We start from the raw sequence: 16,153 nt of genomic DNA, 5'->3' as shown, positions 1-16,153 counted from the left end.
CGCCTTGATCCCGACCGAACTTTGGTTCGGTTAGTCGCACGCGCCGCAGATGCCGGTGAGCGGCAACTGCACGTAGCAGGTGGTGCAGAGCCTGGCCGCCTCGCGTCGGATGTCGCGAGCCCGATCGCTGCCATGGCGCACCTGATTCGTTGGATGCGCCACGTACCAGGTTCCCTTCCGTGAACTGGGACCACGGTCGGCGCCGCTGCCCGCGACTCGAACGACTTCGTCTTCGGAGACGAACCCGGTGGTGTACCCGTAGTGGATGCGCAGATCGGGCAGGCCATCCTGTCGCCGGGCTCGGACGTAGGGTTTGTCGACGCTGACCACCGCCTGATATTCGGCGATGCCGACGGCCATGGTTAGACGTTCGATGAAGCCGTGGTTTTCCACTGGAATCCGGGCCTTGCTCAGTGCCCCAAGCAGGGAGTCGGACTGATCGTCTGTTGTCGTCATCGTTGCTCGAGGATAGGGCCGAACATCGCAAGTTCGGCCGCCTTTGGGACGGGGCTGTAAGAGTGGCGAAGCCCGCCGGGTCTGAAACTCAGACCTCGTCGATCTCGCCTGCTTCTTCTCGGTCGCTGAAGACCTCCTTGGTCCGCTCGACCGCGTGCGTGGCGATCTCCATGGAATCCTGGACGATCGCGCTGACGCCGCCGGAGACGTCCCCGCGGATGATATCGCCGGCGTCCTCGACGATGTCGGAGGCCTTCTCGACAGCGTGGGTGGCGATGTCGCGGGCGGCGTTGAAGGCGTCCTTGGGGGTGAGAGCCATCAGAGTCTCCTGTCGCTAGCTGTTGAGTCCGACTCTAGACGCCGGACTGCGGCTGCGCAGTGCCTAGACGACCTGGGCTCCGGGGGTGCCCTCCGGCTCGATCGTGGCCGCCGCCAACGGGTTGTGGCGCGAGCGGCGCAGCCGGCGCTCCAGTGCAATGGCGCCGGCCGACAGCGCCAGGTTTGCGGTGATCATCAGCGCCGCGATCACCAACAGCGCCGGGAGGTAATTGCTGTACTGAGAACCGACCACCGTGCCCTGGCGCACCATCTCCACGAACGTGATCTGGTAGCCGATCGCGGTGTCTTTGAGCGCCACCACCAGTTGTGAGACCAGCACCGGCAGCATGGCGGTGACGGCCTGGGGCAACAGCACCAGTCGCATCGAGCGGCCCCAACTCATCCCCAGCGCGGCGGCCGCCTCGGATTGCCCGGCCGGTAGGGCGCGTACCCCCGCCCGCACGATCTCGGCGATCACAGCGCCGTTGTAGAGCGTCAGGCCGGTGACCACACCGGCCAGGGCGAGCTGCTGCGGCGGGAACACGTCCAGCACGCCGTAGACGAAGTAGGCGAAGATCATCATGATCAGCACCGGGATCGCCCGGAAGAACTCCACCATCACCGCACAACTCCAGCGGAGCGGCCGCACCCCCGACAGTCGGCCGACCCCGAGGCCGACGCCCAGGATCAGCGCCAGCCCGATCGACCAGGCCGCTGCGGTCAGCGTGCCCGAGACCCCCGGCAGCACGTAGGTTCGCCACAGGTCGGCGGTCAAAAACGGGGCCCACTTCTCGGCGGTCAGCTGGCCCTTGGCGGACAGTCGCGAATACACCAGCCAGCCCAGCGACGCCGCGGCCAGCACCGTCGCCACCGACACGGCGCGGTGGCGGGCCCGGGCGCGCGGCCCGGGTGCGTCGAACAGCACCGTGGACGACCCCGCGGCGCTCATCGCGTCACCGCCCAGCGCCGGCCCAGGTACCCGAACAGCAGGCCCAGCGGCAAGGTCAGCACGAGGAATCCGGCCGCGAAGATGGCGCCCACCGCGATCAGCGCCGCGGTGTTCTCGGTCATCGACTTCATCAGCAGTGCCGCTTCGGCAACCCCGATCGCCGAGGCCAGCGTGGTGTTCTTCGTCAACGCGATCAGCACCGAGCCCAGCGGGATGATCACCGCCCGAAACGCCTGGGGCAGCAGAATTATTCGCAGGTTCTGGCCGAAGCTCAGCCCGAGTGACCGGGCCGCCTCGGCCTGTCCGATCCCGACGGTGTTGACGCCGGAACGTAGCGCCACGCTCACGAACGACGCCGTGTACATCCCCAGTCCGAGCACCGCGAGCCGGAAGTTGCTGTCATCAATCGACGTCGGCGAGCGCGGATTGCTCAGGGTCACGCCCAGCGTCTGGGCCAGGCCGAACGAGCACAGCAGCAACAGCAGCGTCAGCGGGGTGCTGCGCACCAGGTGGACGTAGCCGGCGCCGAGCCACCGCAGCGCCGGCACCGGAGACAGCCGCATCGCGGCCAACCCGGTGCCCAGGATCAGGGCGAAGACCCCGGACAGCACCGCCAACTCGACGGTGACGGTGAAGGCCTGAAAAATCTGGCCGCGATACTCGGCGAACATCATCGCTCGATCGGCGGGGGATCGGGCACCGCGAACCCGGCGGCGCCGAAGTTGTCGACGAACGCCGTCCGCCAGGATCCGTCGCGTTCCATCTGCTCGAGCGCGTCGTTGATCCGCTGCCGCAGAACGTCGTTGCCCTTGCCCACGCCGATCCCGTACTTCTCTTCCGAGAACCGTCCACCGACCAGCTTGAAGGCGCCGGGGCTCTGGGCGGCGTACCCGGCCAGGATCACGTCATCGGTGGTCACCGCGTCGATGGCATTGTTGCGCAACGCCTCCACGCACGCCGAGTAGGTGTCGTAGCGCTGCAACTGCACGCCGGGATAGCGGTCCTTGATCAGTTGGGCGGGCGTGGACCCGGACACCGAACACAGCTTCTTGTGCTGCTGCAGCGATGCTGTGCCGGTGATGTCGGTGTTGTCGGCGCGCACCAGCAGGGACTGCCCGGCCAGCAGGTAGGGGCCGGCGAAGTCGACCTTTTGCCGTCGCGATTCGGTGATCGAATAGGTGGCCACCACATAGTCGACCTGTCCGTTGCGCAGCAGCATCTCGCGTTGGCCGGACGGGGCTTCCAGCCAGGCGATGCGCTGCGGCGGGTAACCCAAGGCGCCCGCGACGTAGCGGGCCACATCGACGTCGAATCCGCCGAGCGTGCCGTCCGGCTTCTTGACGCTCAACCCGGGCTGGTCGAACTTGACACCGATGGTGATCTTGCCGCTGTCGTGGGCGGTGCACGCGACCGACGCCACCGCCACCGCCACAGCGGCGGCCAGCACATGCAACAGCCGCGGTGCGCGCATCAGTGGTCGAGGACCCGGGAGAGAAAGTCTTTGGCCCGCGCGGACTTCGGGTCGGAGAAGAACTCCGCCGGCGCGGCGTCCTCGACGATGGTGCCGTCGGCCATGAACACCACACGGTCGGCGGCGCGGCGGGCGAAACCCATCTCGTGGGTCACCACCACCATCGTCATCCCGTCCGCGGCCAGTGAGCTCATCACCGCCAGCACCTCGCTGATCATCTCCGGGTCCAGCGCACTGGTCGGCTCGTCGAACAGCATCACCTTGGGGTTCATCGCCAGCGAGCGGGCGATCGCCACCCGCTGCTGCTGGCCGCCGGACAACTGGGCGGGGTGTTTGCCGGCCTGATCGGCCACGCCGACCCGTTCCAGCAGTGCCATCGCCTGGCGCTGGGCCTCGGCCCGCGGGGTCTTGTGCACCTTCATCGGTGCCAGTGTGACGTTGTCGAGGATGGTCTTGTGCGGAAACAGATTGAACGCCTGGAACACCATCCCGACCTGCGCGCGCAGCCGGGCCAGGGCGGCGCCTTCGGCCGGCAACGGTTGACCGTCGATGGTGATGGTGCCCGAATCCACGGTCTCGAGTCGGTTGATGGTGCGGCACAGCGTGGACTTGCCCGATCCCGACGGGCCCAGGATCGCCACCACCTCGCCACCGGCGACGTCGAGATTGACGTCCTTGAGCACATGCAGGCTGCCGAAGTACTTGTTGACGTCCCGGATGGCGATCATGGGCACCGGATCCGATCCGCCGCTGGTCATGGGTTATGAGCCTAACCAGCAGCGCCGTACCATGGCCGGGTGACTTCGCCGGTGATTTCCGAACAGCTGCGCACCTATGAGGTGCGTACCTACGGCTGTCAGATGAATGTTCACGACTCCGAACGCATCGCCGGCATGCTCGAACAGGCCGGTTACCGCCGCGCCGCCGCGGGCTCCGACGCCGACGTGGTGGTCTTCAACACCTGCGCGGTGCGCGAGAACGCCGACAACAAGCTGTACGGCAACTTGAGCCACCTGGCGCCGAACAAGCGCAGCAACCCGGACATGCAGATCGCGGTCGGGGGCTGCCTGGCCCAAAAAGACAAGGACGGCGTGCTCAACCGGGCGCCGTGGGTGGACGTGGTGTTCGGCACCCACAACCTGGGCTCACTGCCGGTGCTGCTGGAGCGGGCCCGGCACAACCGGCAAGCCCAGGTCGAGATCATCGACTCACTGCGCGAGTTCCCGTCGTCGCTGCCGGCGGCACGGGAATCGGCTTACGCGGCCTGGGTTTCCATCTCGGTGGGCTGCAACAACAGCTGCACCTTCTGCATCGTGCCGTCGTTGCGGGGCCGCGAAGTGGACCGCAGCCCCGACGACGTGCTCGCCGAGGTCGCCGCACTGGCCGACCAGGGCGTTCTCGAGGTGACGCTGCTGGGCCAGAACGTCAACGCCTACGGTGTCTCGTTCGCCGACCGGGCGATACCCCGCGACCGCGGGGCGTTCGCGTCGCTGCTGCGGGCCTGCGGCGACATCGAGGGCTTGGAGCGGGTCCGGTTTACCTCCCCACACCCGGCCGAGTTCACCGACGACGTCATCGAGGCGATGGCGCAGACCCGCAACGTCTGTCCCACGCTGCACATGCCGCTGCAATCCGGCTCGGATGCGGTGCTGCGGGCGATGCGCCGCTCCTACCGTGCCGAGCGCTACCTGGGCATCCTCGACCGGGTCCGGGCCGCCATTCCGGATGCAGCGATCACCACCGATCTGATCGTCGGATTCCCGGGCGAGACCGAGCAGGACTTCGCCGAGACCCTCGAGGTGGTGGCCGCGGCCCGATTCTCCGCCGCGTACACCTTCCAGTACTCCAAGCGTCCCGGCACACCGGCCGCCGAGCTGCCGGATCAGCTCCCCAAAGAGGTTGTCCAGCAACGCTACGACCGGCTGATCGAACTGCAGGAGCAGATCTCGCTGGAAGAGAACCAGGCGCAGATCGGCCGCACCGTCGAGCTGCTGGTGGCGGTCGGGGAGGGGCGCAAGGACGCTCAGACGGCGCGGATGAGCGGCCGGGCCCGCGACGGCCGGCTGGTGCACTTCGTCCCGGGCGGCGCGCAGGTGCGTCCCGGTGACGTGGTGACCACGACCGTGACCGGCGCGGCACCGCATCACCTGCTGGCCGACGGGAATCTGCTGAGCCACCGCCGCACCAAGGCGGGCGATATCGCGGCCGGCCCCCCGCCCGGGGTCGGGCTGGGCATGCCGAAGATGCCGGGGGCCGCGCGATGAACGGCCGAGCCGACAACGCCGGGGAGCACGGGGACTTCGAGGCCTACCGGGCCGACATCGAAGCCGCGGAGCGCCGGGTGGCCAGCGAAATCGACCCCGGCGGTAGGGGCCTGGTCGTCGCGATCGGCGTGTTCGTGCTGCTGGGATCGTTCCTGCTGCCCCACACCGGAGCGGTGCGGGGCTGGGACGTGCTGTTCGCCACCAACGGCGCCGACGAGGCCCTGGTGACGCTGCCTTCGCGCCTGTTCATGTGGCTGGCGCTGGTGTTCGGCGCCGGGTTCTCGATGCTGGCCCTGCTGACCCGCCGCTGGACGGTGGCGTGGGTGGCGCTGGCGGGCTCCGCGGTGGGCAGCGTGGCCGGCCTGCTGGCCGTGTGGTCCCGGCAGACCGTGGCACAAGGCCATCCGGGCCCCGGGTTCGGGCTCATCCTGGCCTGGATCACGCTGATCGTGCTGACGTTTCATTGGGCCCGGGTGGTGTGGTCGCGTACCGCGTTGCAGCTGGCCGCCGAAGAGGAGCGCCGCCGCAACACCGCGCAGCGCCAGGTCCTCGGCCTGCTCGACGAGCTCAAGCCTCCCGAGGACCAGCCGCCGAGCGAGTAGCCGCCGGCCCGTTTCTGCCGTCACGGCTGCCGCGATAGGCCTGGGCCCGCAGTTCCGCGAGCCACCGGGGCCGCAGGTGCACCCCCGGTGCGGTGTTGATAACCGGATCGAACGACACGTCCTCGCCGTCATCGAGGCCGGTGAGCACCAAGCGGGCCAGCGGACGAAAGTCCGCGGTGCCGCGGGCCTGGTCGAGTTCGAAACAGACCCGGTCCCGCTCGATCTGATCGCCGATGCTGCCCAGCGCCACCCCGAAGCCACCGACCGGCGTGCTCAGCCGTGCCCGCAACCACCATGTGCCGTCGCGGTAGCCCAACGGCATGAGCGTGGTCATCGTCAGACCCGCCCACGACACGGCGGGCCGCAACCCGACTGCCCGGCCCACCGCCCCGGACCCCGCCGACACAAGCAGGATGTCCCAGGGACCCGGCGCCCGCAGCGCCAGCCCGATCGCATCCGGCAGCGGCCCCGGGGTGCCCGCGCCCTTGGAGATCCGAGCGACGACCTCCGACGAAACCAGCGGAAGGCCCTCGTCGGCGGGTGCGATCCGCTCGAGAAAACCGGTCGCCAACACCCCGGCGGGATGAAACACCCGCCGGGAGCGCGCCACGGCGCCCCAGCGAAACACCTGCGCGGTCGGGTCCATCAGCGTCGCGGCACGTCTCCGCGCCACGAGCCGGTTTCGGCGGGCACGTTCTCGATGAAGTCCTTGAACCGCTTGAGATCCGCGTGGACACGGTGATCGAGGATGTTCAGCTTCTCGGCGACGTGCTCCACGACCCCGTCCGGGTCGATGTCCATCTGGGTGGTCACCCGGGTGGTGTCCTCGTCGATCTTGTGGAACGTGACCACGCCACCGTGCCGGGGGCCGCTGTCGGATCGCCAGGCCACCCGTTCTTCGGGGTGCTGTTCGGTGATCGTCGCGTCGAACTCGCGGGTCGCGGGCCCCACCTTGATGGTCCAGTGCAGGTGGGTGTCGTCGCGCTGTTGGATCCGCTCAACGCCCTCCATGAACAGCGGGAACGACTCGAACTGGGTCCATTGGTTATAGACCGTGCGGATCGGTCGCTTGACGTCGAGTGCGGCGGTGATATTGCTGGCCATAGTTACCCCCAACTGAGATGCGTCGCCAGTGAGACGGTTGTTGTCACTGTGGGGTTAGCCCGGTGCACCCGAGCGCCAAACATCGCCGGGTCAGCGCCGGTTGAGCGCCCGCTCGGCGGCCTGCGCCCATTGCCGCCACTGCTCGGCGCTGGCGGTGGCCTCCGCGGCCTCCTTGTCCCGGCCGGCGGCCTGGGCCTTTTGCGCCTGGCGTTCGAATTGTTCGGCGCGGGTACGAAATTGGGCAGCGCGGGCCTCGGCCTCGGGATCCACCACGGACGCCTCGGCGGCGGCGCCGGCATCCCGCACCTTCTTCTCCACCGCCCGCAACCGCCGCTCCAGCTCGGCGGAGCGCTCCCGGGGCACCTTGCCGGTCGCGTCCCACTTGGTGACGATCGACCGCAGCGCGGCACGCGCCGCATTCTGGTTGGCCGGGTCGATCCGCTCGGCCTCGGCCAGCAGCGCCTCTTTCGCCGCGGCATTGGCCACCAGCTCGGCGTCGCGTTCGGCGTTGGCGGCATTGCGCGCGCTGAAGAACGTGTCCTGGGCGGCCTTGAACCGCTGCCACAGCGCCTCGTCGAGATCCTTGCTGGCCCGCCCGACCGCCTTCCAGGTGTTGAGCAGCTCCCGGAACGCGGCACTGGTGGCCGCCCAGTCGGTCGAGCCGGCCAGCTCCTCGGCGCGCTTGCACAACCGTTCCTTCTCCTCGCGCGCCCCGGCACGTCCGCGGTCGAGGTCGGCGAAGTGCGACCCGCGTCGCCGGTTGAAGGCGTCCCGGGCCGCCGAGTAGCGCTTCCACAGCGCGTCGTCAGTCTTGCGGTCCAAGCCGGTGATCGTGCGCCACTCTTCGAGGATGGCGCGCAGCCGGTCGCCGGCGGCTTTCCACTGCGTCGAATTCGCGGCCAGCTCCTCGGCCTCGGCGGCCAGTGCCTCCTTGCGGGCGGTCGCGGCGGCCCGCTGCTCATCACGCTGCGCCCGGGCGGCAGCAACGGCGGCGCCGGCACGCTCGCTGACCGTGGCGATGCGGGCCGCCAGCGCGTCCACGTCACCGAGAACACTTGCCGTCGGCAATGTCTCGGCCAGCGCCGCCGCGGACGCCTTGATCTTGCGGGCGTCGCCGCTTCCGGAGGCCAGCCGCTCTTCAAGCAGGGTCACCTCGGTGCCCAGGTCGTCGAAGCGCCGACCGAAGTGCGCGAACGCGGCCTCGGGATCGCCGGCCTGCCACGAGCCGATCTGCCGCTCACCAGACGAGGTGATCAGCCACACCGTGCCGTCGGCGTCGACCCGTCCGAAGCGGTGCGGATCGCTGGCCGGCGGGCCGGCGATCACCGGGCCGGGGCGGGCACCCGGCTTGGGACCGGGACGCGGGCCCGGGCGCGGACCCGGGCGAGGAGCCGGGGCGGGGGAACCGCTGTCGACGTTCATCGCTGTAGTCACCTCACCCTTCGCGGGAGACCCGCGCATCTGCCGCGCACCGCGGCGCCTTGCCTCTAGGAGTATCCAAGCGTATTCAAGCAGCTACCCGCCACGGTGTGCCGCTAAGTCGGTGGTTCAGCGAGGCTCGACGGAGGAGAGGCGAAGCTGGGGCCGCCGTATGGGCCGGGCGGTAACCTGTTCGATCGCCGCCGGGTGTCACTGGGATACCACAGGCTTTGAGGAGTCCGCCAGTGGCGAAAGAGACCGTCGTCGTCTTGCTCGCACTCGGCGCGGCGCTCTTCGTCGCGATCAGTGATGTGATCCACCAGCGCAGCGCCCACCGGGTCGCCGACGAGTCGATCGGCCACCTTGCGCTGTTCGCTCGCTTGCTGGCCGACCGGCGCTGGTGGGTGGGCAGTGGGGTGGCCGTCGTGGGTTTCGTCCTGCAGGCCGCTGCGCTCGGGCTGGGCTCGGTGCTGCTGGTGGAGTCGCTGCTGGTGGTCTCGTTGCTGTTCGCTCTGCCGCTCAGTGCGCGGCAGTCCGGCCGGCGGCTGGGCCGGTCGGTCTGGATGTGGGCGGCGCTGCTGGTCGCCGCCGAAACCGTCATCATCACCGTCGGTAATCCCACCGCAGGGCAGGCCCGCGCCTCGTTCGACACCTGGATCTGGGTGATCACAGTGCTGGGTCCGGCGGTAGTGCTGTGCCTGGTGGGGGCGCGCCTGCGGCCCGGGCGGGTCGAGGCGGTGCTGCTCGCGGCGGCGTCGGCCATCTCCTGGGGCGTCGTCGCCGTGCTGACCAAGGGACTCGTCGAGTTGATCGGCGACGGACTGCGGCCGCTGGTGAGCTCACCGGAGCTCTACGCGTGGGCGGCGCTCGCGGTGGCAGGTACCGTGTTTCAACAGTCGTCGTTTCGCGCCGGAGCACTGACCGCCTCGTTGCCGACGATGACGGTGCTGGAGCCGACGGTGGCTGCGGCGCTGGGCGTGGCGTTGCTGGGTGAGGTGGTCCGGCCCGGCCGCAGCGGCGGGTTCTTGCTGGCCGCGGCGCTGGTCGTGCTGGTAGTCGCGGTCGCGGTGTTGTCGCGGAGCGAGGCAGTGGTCGACGACGATGCGGCTGCCTCCGCGGCGTAGCGTTGTCCGGTTGCCCCGCCGCCAGCCGGTATTCTTGCGCGATTGTAGGGAGGGTCATGTCGACAGGGAATGTCATCGCGGCGCTGCTCGCACTGTGCGCCGCGCTGGCGTCCGCCACCGGCGACGTGATCCGCCAGCGGTCCGCCCAGGAGATCACCGACCAGCAGGTCGGTCACCTGAAGCTGTTCTGGCTGTCGCTGCGCGACCCGAAATGGTGGGGCGGCGGCGCGGCGGCGGTGGCCAACTACGCCCTGCAAGCGGCGGCCTTGGCCGTGGGTTCGGTGATGCTGGTGACCGGGCTGCAGGTGACCGCGCTGCTGTTCGCGCTGCCGATGTATGCCTGGTTGACCCACCGCCGGGTGACCAACTGGGAATGGATGTGGGCGATCGTGCTGGCCGCGGCGCTGGCCGTGGTGGTGATCGTTGGGGATCCGACCGAGGGCAAACAACATGCCCCGGCGGCTGCCTGGATCACGGTGTCCGTGGTGGTGATCACGCTGTTGCTGGCCTGCGCGGTGGCCGCCCGCCGACTCCGGGGCCGGCCTGCCGCCGCGGTGCTGCTGGCCGTGGTGGCGGGTACCTCGCTGGCGGTGTTCGCGTTGCTGACGAAAGTGCTCGTGGAGCTGATCAAGGCCGAAGGTCTGGAAGACGCGCTGGAGTCGCCCGTGGTGGTGCCCTGGCTGATAGCGACGCTGGCCGGCATGATCTTCCAGCAGTCGGCGTTCCGGGCCGGCGCACTGACCGCCTCGATGCCGACGATGATCGTGGCCAAACCGCTGGTGGCCAGCGCACTGGGCGTGCTGCTGCTCAACGAGCACATCCAGGCCGGCGGGGTCGAGGACGCCGCCGTGATCATCGGGGTGGTGCTGATCGTCATCGCGACGGCGGCCTTGGCCAGGGGTGAAGCCGCCACCATCGTCGCCGACGCCGGAGGCGCCGACCGGGCCACACCGGTGGCGTCACCGACGAGCTAGCCGGGGTCTCGTGCTGGGACCGATAGCGATTGTGCCGTCGGCGCCGGTGCTGGTGCCCGAACTGGCCGGTACCGCCCCCGAGGCGGCCCAGCTGCGGGCCGCGGCGCTGGCCGCAGCCGCAACGCTGCCGCCGCGCTGGGTGGCGTTGGGCGCCGGAGCCGACGGCGTATTCGGCCCGGACAGTGCCGGCAGTTTCGCCGGATTCGGCGCCGACGTGGCGGTGCGCCTGGCCCCGGGGAGCGAGCGACCGGCCGACCTGCCGTTGTGTGCCCTGGTCGCCGGCTGGGTGCGCGGGCAGCTGCGGCCGGATGCCTCGGTGCTGGTCCACGCCCGCACCGACCCGGCCGCCGCGCTGGCCGCCGGCAGGCGACTGCGGGCCCGGATCGAGCAGTCACCAGAGCCGATCGGGGTGCTGGTGCTGGCCGACGGCGCCAACACCTTGACCCCGACCGCACCCGGCGGGCACCACCCCGAAGACGTCGGCGTTCAGCGCGCCCTCGACGACGCCTTGGCCGCCGGCGACGTCGCCGCACTGGCCGACTTGCCGCCGCAGATCGTCGGGAGGGCGGCATTCGCCGCGCTGGCCGGCCTGGCTGAAACCCCGCCGCGCACCGCCACCCAGCTCTACCGCGACGCCCCCTACGGCGTCGGCTACTTCGTTGGGGTCTGGGAGCCGTGAGGCCGATCGCGGTCGTGGGGCCCACCGGCACCGGCAAGTCGCAGCTCGCGCTGGACCTGGCCGAACGGCTCGGCGCGGAGATCGTGAACGCCGACGCCATGCAGCTTTACCGCGGCATGGACATCGGCACCGCCAAGCTGTCGCCGACGGAACGACGGGGCATCGCGCACCACCAACTCGACGTCCTCGACGTCACCCAGACCGCGACCGTTGCCCGCTACCAGCAGGCCGCAGCCGAGGACGTCGAGGCGATCGCGGGCCGCGGCGCGGTCCCGATCATCGTCGGCGGGTCGATGCTCTACCTGCAGGCGCTGCTCGACGACTGGTCGTTTCCGGCCACCGACCCGGCGGTGCGGGCCCGCTACGAGCAGCGACTGACCGAGGCCGGCGTGGCGGCGTTGCATGCCGAGCTGGCCGTCGCCGACCCGGCCGCGGCGGCGGCGATCCTGCCCACCGACCGCCGGCGCATCGTGCGGGCGCTGGAGGTGGTGGAGCTGACCGGGCGGCCGTTCGCCGCTTCGGCGCCCACCATCGGCGACCCCCGCTGGGACACGGTGATCATCGGATTGGACTGCGACACCGGCCTTCTCGATGAACGGCTGGCCGCCCGGACCGACACGATGTTCGACCGGGGACTGGTCACCGAGGTCGCGACGCTGCTGGCGGCCGGGTTGCGCGACGGGGTCACCGCCGCCCGGGCCCTGGGCTATGCCCAGGTGATTGCCGACCTCGATGCGGGCGGTGACGGTTCCGGCGCCCGAGAGCCGACCTTCATCGGCACCCGCCGCTACGTGCGCCGCCAGCGGTCCTGGTTTCGCCGCGATCACCGCATCACCTGGCTGGACAGTGCCGCCGGCGGTCTGCTCGACGCGGCACTGGCCGCGTGGCGGCACGTATCCTGAGCACATGCTTTTCGCCAAGGGCCACGGCACCCAGAACGACTTCGTCGTATTGCCGGACCTGGGCGCGGAACTGGATCTGAAGGCTGCCGCGGTGGCCGCGCTGTGTGACCGGCGCCGCGGCCTGGGCGCCGACGGCCTGCTGCGGGTGACCACGGCCGGGGCCGCCGTGGGCGCCGGGGTGCTGCAGCACCTGCCCGAAGGGGTGGCCGCCGAGGACTGGTTCATGGACTACCGCAACGCCGACGGGTCAGTCGCCGAGATGTGCGGCAACGGGGTCCGGGTGTTCGCCCACTACCTAAGGGCCACCGGCCTGGAATCCCGCGACGAGTTCGTCGTCGGCTCGCTGGCCGGGCCGCGTCCGGTGACCGTGCACCATGCCGACGCGGTGCGGGCCGAGGTCACCGTCGACATGGGCAAGCCGAACCGGCTCGGCAGCGGAGGGCCGGCTTTCGACGCCGTCGTGGGCGGGCGGCGCTTCGCCGGGCTGGGCGTCGACGTCGGCAACCCGCACCTGGCGTGTGTGGACCCGGGGTTGTCGGCCCCCGAACTGGCTGCCCTGGACGTGGCCGCACCGGTGTCCTTCGACCCCGCCCAGTTCCCCGACGGCGTCAACGTGGAGATCCTGACCGCCGCCCGCGACGGCGCGGTGTCGATGCGGGTGCACGAACGCGGGGTGGGGGAGACCCGGTCCTGCGGCACCGGGACGGTGGCCGCCGCGGTGGCCGCGTTGGCCCACGGCGGCGCGTCAACCGGCACGCTGCGCGTCGACATCCCCGGCGGACAAGTCAGCGTCACCATCACCGAGGCCACCAGCTATCTGCGCGGCCCGTCGGAACTGGTGGCGCGCGGTGACATCGCACCGAGCTGGTGGGCGGCGCTGTGAGCTATCCGGAGGTCCCCAGCACCGGTGAACTGGCCCTCGACGACCGCTCGGCGCTGCGCCGGGTTGCGGGGCTGTCCACCGAGCTCGCCGACGTTTCCGAGGTCGAATACCGCCAACTGCGCCTGGAGCGGGTGGTGTTGGTCGGGGTGTGGACCGAGGGCAGCGCCGCCGAAGCCGACGCCAGCATGGTGGAACTGGCGGCGCTGGCCGAAACCGCCGGTTCCGAGGTGCTCGAGGGGCTGATCCAGCGCCGTGAACGGCCCGACCCGTCGACCTACATCGGCTCGGGGAAGGCCGTCGAGTTGCGTGAGGTGGTGCTGGCCACCGGCGCCGACACCGTCATCTGCGATGGCGAGCTGTCCCCGGCGCAGCTGACCGCGCTGGAGAAGGCGGTCAAGGTCAAGGTGATCGACCGCACCGCGCTGATCCTGGACATCTTCGCCCAGCACGCCACCAGCGCCGAAGGCAAGGCGCAGGTGGCGTTGGCGCAGATGCAGTACATGCTGCCGCGGCTGCGTGGTTGGGGCGAGTCGATGTCGCGGCAGGCCGGTGGCCGGGCCGGTGGCAGCGGCGGCGGGGTGGGGCTGCGCGGCCCCGGTGAGACCAAGATCGAAACCGACCGGCGCCGGATCCGGGAGCGGATGGCCAAGCTGCGCCGCGAGATCAAGGCGATGAAGCAGGTGCGCGACACCCAGCGCAGCCGCCGCCTGCACAGCGACGTCCCGTCGGTGGCGATCGTCGGCTACACCAACGCCGGCAAGTCCAGCCTGCTCAACGCGCTGACCGGCGCCGGGGTGCTGGTTCAAGACGCACTGTTCGCCACGCTGGAACCCACCACGCGCCGTGGGTTTTTCGAGGACGATCGGCCTTTCGTGCTGACCGACACCGTCGGTTTCGTTCGCCATCTGCCCACCCAGTTGGTGGAAGCCTTCCGTTCCACGCTGGAGGAGGTCGCCGACGCCGAGCTGTTGGTGCATGTCGTCGACGGTTCCGATCCGGCACCGCTGAGCCAGATCAGTGCGGTTCGTCAGGTGATTTCCGAGGTGATCGCCGAGCGGGACGGCCAGCCGGCCCCGGAACTGCTGGTGGTCAACAAGATTGACGCCGCTGGGGACCTGGCATTGGCGCAGCTGCGCCGGGCGTTGCCCGACGCGGTGTTCGTTTCGGCGCGCACCGGCGACGGCATCGACGCGCTGCGCCGCCGGATGGGGGAGCTGGTGTCACCGGTCGATACCGCGGTGGATGTCGTCATCCCTTATGGCCGTGGTGATTTGGTGGCCCGAGTACACGAACACGGCCGGGTGCAGCAGGCCGAGCATGGTGACGGCGGGACTCGGATTCGCGCGCGGGTCCCCGCCGCGCTGGCCGCCAGCCTGCGCGAATTCGGCCAGGCGTAGCAGCCGTTCGCGGCGTGTGATCGGTCACAGCAGTTTCGGGCTGCGCGCACCGGTGCGCTAGGCTCACAATCAACGCTGGTGTCAAAGGACGCCGGTACGTCGTGGAACGCTTACTCACCACCGATATCCGGTGGATGGTGCGTCCAGCACAAGCTCTTCTCGCGGCGATCGATTTTGCCCACCGGCAATCTCGCCCACCCACCGATGCCGGAAAGGCACCGCATTCATGACTAAATCTTTTGCTGACCTCGGCGTGCCCGCACCACTGGTGGCGGCGCTGCACGACAACGAGATCACCGCGCCGTTTCCGATCCAGATCAGTACCCTGCCCGACACCCTGGCCGGGCGCGACGTGCTGGGCCGCGGAAAGACGGGCAGCGGCAAGACGCTGGCGTTCTCAATTCCGTTGGTAGCCAGGCTGGCCGACACCAGACGACGCCCGAACCGGCCGTCGGGCCTGGTGCTCGCGCCCACCCGGGAACTGGCCACTCAGATCACCGCGGCGGTCGAACCCCTTGCGGCGGCTTACGGCTTGAAGGTCACCACCATCTTCGGCGGGGTGGCGCAGAGCCGGCAGGAGACGGCGCTGCGCGGCGGCGTCGACATCGTGGTGGCCTGCCCGGGGCGCCTCGAAGACCTGATGAAGCAGAAGCTGATCAGCCTGGACGCCGTACAGGTCACCGTGCTCGACGAAGCCGACCACATGGCCGACCTCGGCTTCCTGCCGGGCGTCACGCGGATTCTGGCCGCTACGCCGGCCACCGGTCAGCGGCTGCTGTTCTCGGCGACCCTGGACAACGGGGTGGACAAATTGGTGCGGCGGTTCCTGCACGACCCGGTATCGCATTCGGTCGATGACATCGCAGCGCCGCCGCCGGCCATGACCCATCACGTGTTCCATGTTGCCGGGGCGCAGGACAAGAAAGATCTGGTGCACCGGTTGGCGTCCGGCACCGGCCGGCGAATCCTGTTCATGCGCACCAAACATCAGGCCCGCAAGCTCGCCAAGCAACTGACCGAGGCCGGCATCCCGTCAGTGGACCTGCACGGCAACCTGTCTCAGCCCGCGCGCGACCGCAACCTTGCCGCGTTCAGCACCGGGGCGGCTCGGGTGCTGGTGGCCACCGACATCGCTGCGCGCGGCGTGCACGTCGATGAGGTGCAGCTGGTGGTCCACGTCGACCCGCCGGCCGAACACAAGGCCTACCTGCACCGCTCGGGCCGCACCGCACGCGCCGGCAGCGCCGGCGACGTGGTCACCGTGGTGCTGCCCGAACAGCGCGGGGACACCCAGGTGCTGCTGCGCCGGGCCGGGATCACCGTGGCCGCGCAACAGGTCAGCGTCGACTCGATGCCAGTCCAAGCGTTGGTCGGCGTGGTCGCCCCGTTGCAGATGCCTGCCCCCAAGGCGGCCCTACCGCCGCGTCCCGCGTCGCCGAAGAACCGCGGATCGGGCAGCGGCCGGCGGCGTCGTGCCGCGGCGCCGGGAGCCCCGCAGCGACCGGCACGGCGGGGCGGTCCGCGCCGGGCCGGGGCGGACGCGCGGTAATCCGCATCGGAGACGTCCAAGTGAAGTAGCCGGCTACCCTAGTGCCGCCGTCTTCGGCAGTG

18 protein-coding genes are annotated in these 16,153 nt (G+C 70.1%); 9 read left to right on the top strand and 9 right to left on the bottom strand.

Annotated features, from left to right (window positions below; genetic code table 11):
* Positions 1–30: 30 nt before the first annotated feature.
* From A5771_RS10285 to A5771_RS10260, 6 genes are all read right to left on the bottom strand, one after another.
* The gene (locus A5771_RS10285) at positions 31–456 is read right to left on the bottom strand and encodes a hypothetical protein (protein ID WP_064855112.1); all 426 of its coding nucleotides are present in this window, start codon (positions 454–456) and stop codon (positions 31–33) included.
* Positions 457–544: 88 nt separating this feature from the next.
* Positions 545–775, bottom strand: a complete 231-nt coding sequence (locus A5771_RS10280) for a hypothetical protein (protein WP_064855111.1) — start codon at positions 773–775, stop codon at positions 545–547.
* Between the two features lie 63 nt (positions 776–838).
* Positions 839–1,723, bottom strand: coding sequence for an amino acid ABC transporter permease (locus A5771_RS10275; RefSeq protein WP_064855110.1), 885 nt, complete (start codon positions 1,721–1,723; stop codon positions 839–841).
* Positions 1,720–2,397 carry an amino acid ABC transporter permease gene (locus A5771_RS10270; RefSeq protein ID WP_064855109.1) on the bottom strand — a complete coding sequence of 226 codons (678 nt, stop codon included), beginning with the start codon at positions 2,395–2,397 and terminating at the stop codon, positions 1,720–1,722. The genes A5771_RS10275 and A5771_RS10270 overlap by 4 nt, the downstream gene beginning before the upstream one ends.
* Complete coding sequence (locus A5771_RS10265) at positions 2,394–3,194, bottom strand: glutamate ABC transporter substrate-binding protein (protein WP_064855108.1); 801 nt, start codon at positions 3,192–3,194, stop codon at positions 2,394–2,396. Before A5771_RS10265 ends, A5771_RS10270 begins: the two co-directional genes overlap by 4 nt.
* On the bottom strand, positions 3,194–3,952 hold the full coding sequence (locus A5771_RS10260; protein WP_064855107.1) for an amino acid ABC transporter ATP-binding protein: 759 nt from the start codon (positions 3,950–3,952) through the stop codon (positions 3,194–3,196). The genes A5771_RS10265 and A5771_RS10260 overlap by 1 nt, the downstream gene beginning before the upstream one ends.
* Before the next feature lie 39 nt (positions 3,953–3,991).
* Between A5771_RS10260 and miaB the strand changes: the two genes are divergently transcribed.
* Both miaB and A5771_RS10250 read left to right on the top strand, forming a co-directional pair.
* Positions 3,992–5,458, top strand: coding sequence for a tRNA (N6-isopentenyl adenosine(37)-C2)-methylthiotransferase MiaB (gene miaB, locus A5771_RS10255; RefSeq protein ID WP_064855106.1), 1,467 nt, complete (start codon positions 3,992–3,994; stop codon positions 5,456–5,458).
* Complete coding sequence (locus tag A5771_RS10250) at positions 5,455–6,060, top strand: Rv2732c family membrane protein (protein ID WP_064855105.1); 606 nt, start codon at positions 5,455–5,457, stop codon at positions 6,058–6,060. Before miaB ends, A5771_RS10250 begins: the two co-directional genes overlap by 4 nt.
* Here A5771_RS10250 and A5771_RS10245 read toward each other — a convergent pair.
* The 3 genes from A5771_RS10245 to A5771_RS10235 form a co-directional block, all read right to left on the bottom strand.
* Positions 6,026–6,706, bottom strand: coding sequence for a hypothetical protein (locus tag A5771_RS10245; RefSeq protein ID WP_064855104.1), 681 nt, complete (start codon positions 6,704–6,706; stop codon positions 6,026–6,028). The genes A5771_RS10250 and A5771_RS10245 overlap by 35 nt on opposite strands.
* A complete protein-coding gene (locus tag A5771_RS10240; RefSeq protein WP_064855103.1) occupies positions 6,706–7,164 on the bottom strand; it encodes an SRPBCC family protein in 459 nt (152 codons plus the stop codon). The genes A5771_RS10245 and A5771_RS10240 overlap by 1 nt, the downstream gene beginning before the upstream one ends.
* A 90-nt stretch (positions 7,165–7,254) precedes the next feature.
* Entirely contained in the window at positions 7,255–8,586 is a 1,332-nt protein-coding gene (locus A5771_RS10235) for a DUF349 domain-containing protein (RefSeq protein ID WP_109401092.1), read from the bottom strand.
* Positions 8,587–8,828: 242 nt separating this feature from the next.
* Between A5771_RS10235 and A5771_RS10230 the strand changes: the two genes are divergently transcribed.
* The 7 genes from A5771_RS10230 to A5771_RS10200 all read left to right on the top strand — a co-directional run bounded on the left by A5771_RS10230 (position 8,829) and on the right by A5771_RS10200 (position 16,091).
* Positions 8,829–9,707, top strand: a complete 879-nt coding sequence (locus tag A5771_RS10230) for a DMT family transporter (RefSeq protein WP_064855102.1) — start codon at positions 8,829–8,831, stop codon at positions 9,705–9,707.
* Positions 9,708–9,763: 56 nt separating this feature from the next.
* A complete protein-coding gene (locus A5771_RS10225) occupies positions 9,764–10,681 on the top strand; it encodes a DMT family transporter (protein ID WP_064855101.1) in 918 nt (305 codons plus the stop codon).
* Between the two features lie 10 nt (positions 10,682–10,691).
* Positions 10,692–11,360: a hypothetical protein gene (locus tag A5771_RS10220; protein WP_064855100.1), complete on the top strand. Its 669-nt coding sequence runs from the start codon at positions 10,692–10,694 to the stop codon at positions 11,358–11,360.
* On the top strand, positions 11,357–12,262 hold the full coding sequence (gene miaA, locus A5771_RS10215) for a tRNA (adenosine(37)-N6)-dimethylallyltransferase MiaA (RefSeq protein WP_064855099.1): 906 nt from the start codon (positions 11,357–11,359) through the stop codon (positions 12,260–12,262). Before A5771_RS10220 ends, miaA begins: the two co-directional genes overlap by 4 nt.
* A gap of 4 nt (positions 12,263–12,266) precedes the next feature.
* Positions 12,267–13,145 (top strand): diaminopimelate epimerase, encoded by an 879-nt coding sequence (gene dapF, locus A5771_RS10210; RefSeq protein ID WP_064855161.1) that lies wholly within the window; start codon positions 12,267–12,269, stop codon positions 13,143–13,145.
* Positions 13,142–14,542, top strand: coding sequence for a GTPase HflX (hflX, locus tag A5771_RS10205; RefSeq protein ID WP_064855160.1), 1,401 nt, complete (start codon positions 13,142–13,144; stop codon positions 14,540–14,542). Before dapF ends, hflX begins: the two co-directional genes overlap by 4 nt.
* Positions 14,543–14,768: 226 nt before the next feature.
* Entirely contained in the window at positions 14,769–16,091 is a 1,323-nt protein-coding gene (locus tag A5771_RS10200; RefSeq protein WP_064855098.1) for a DEAD/DEAH box helicase, read from the top strand.
* Positions 16,092–16,153 lie beyond the last annotated feature (62 nt).

Source organism: Mycolicibacter sinensis (genome assembly GCF_001667375.1).
GTDB lineage: Bacteria > Actinomycetota > Actinomycetes > Mycobacteriales > Mycobacteriaceae > Mycobacterium > Mycobacterium sinense_A.
Note: the sequence above shows the minus strand (reverse complement) of the source record. Positions and strands in the feature narration are given on the sequence as shown.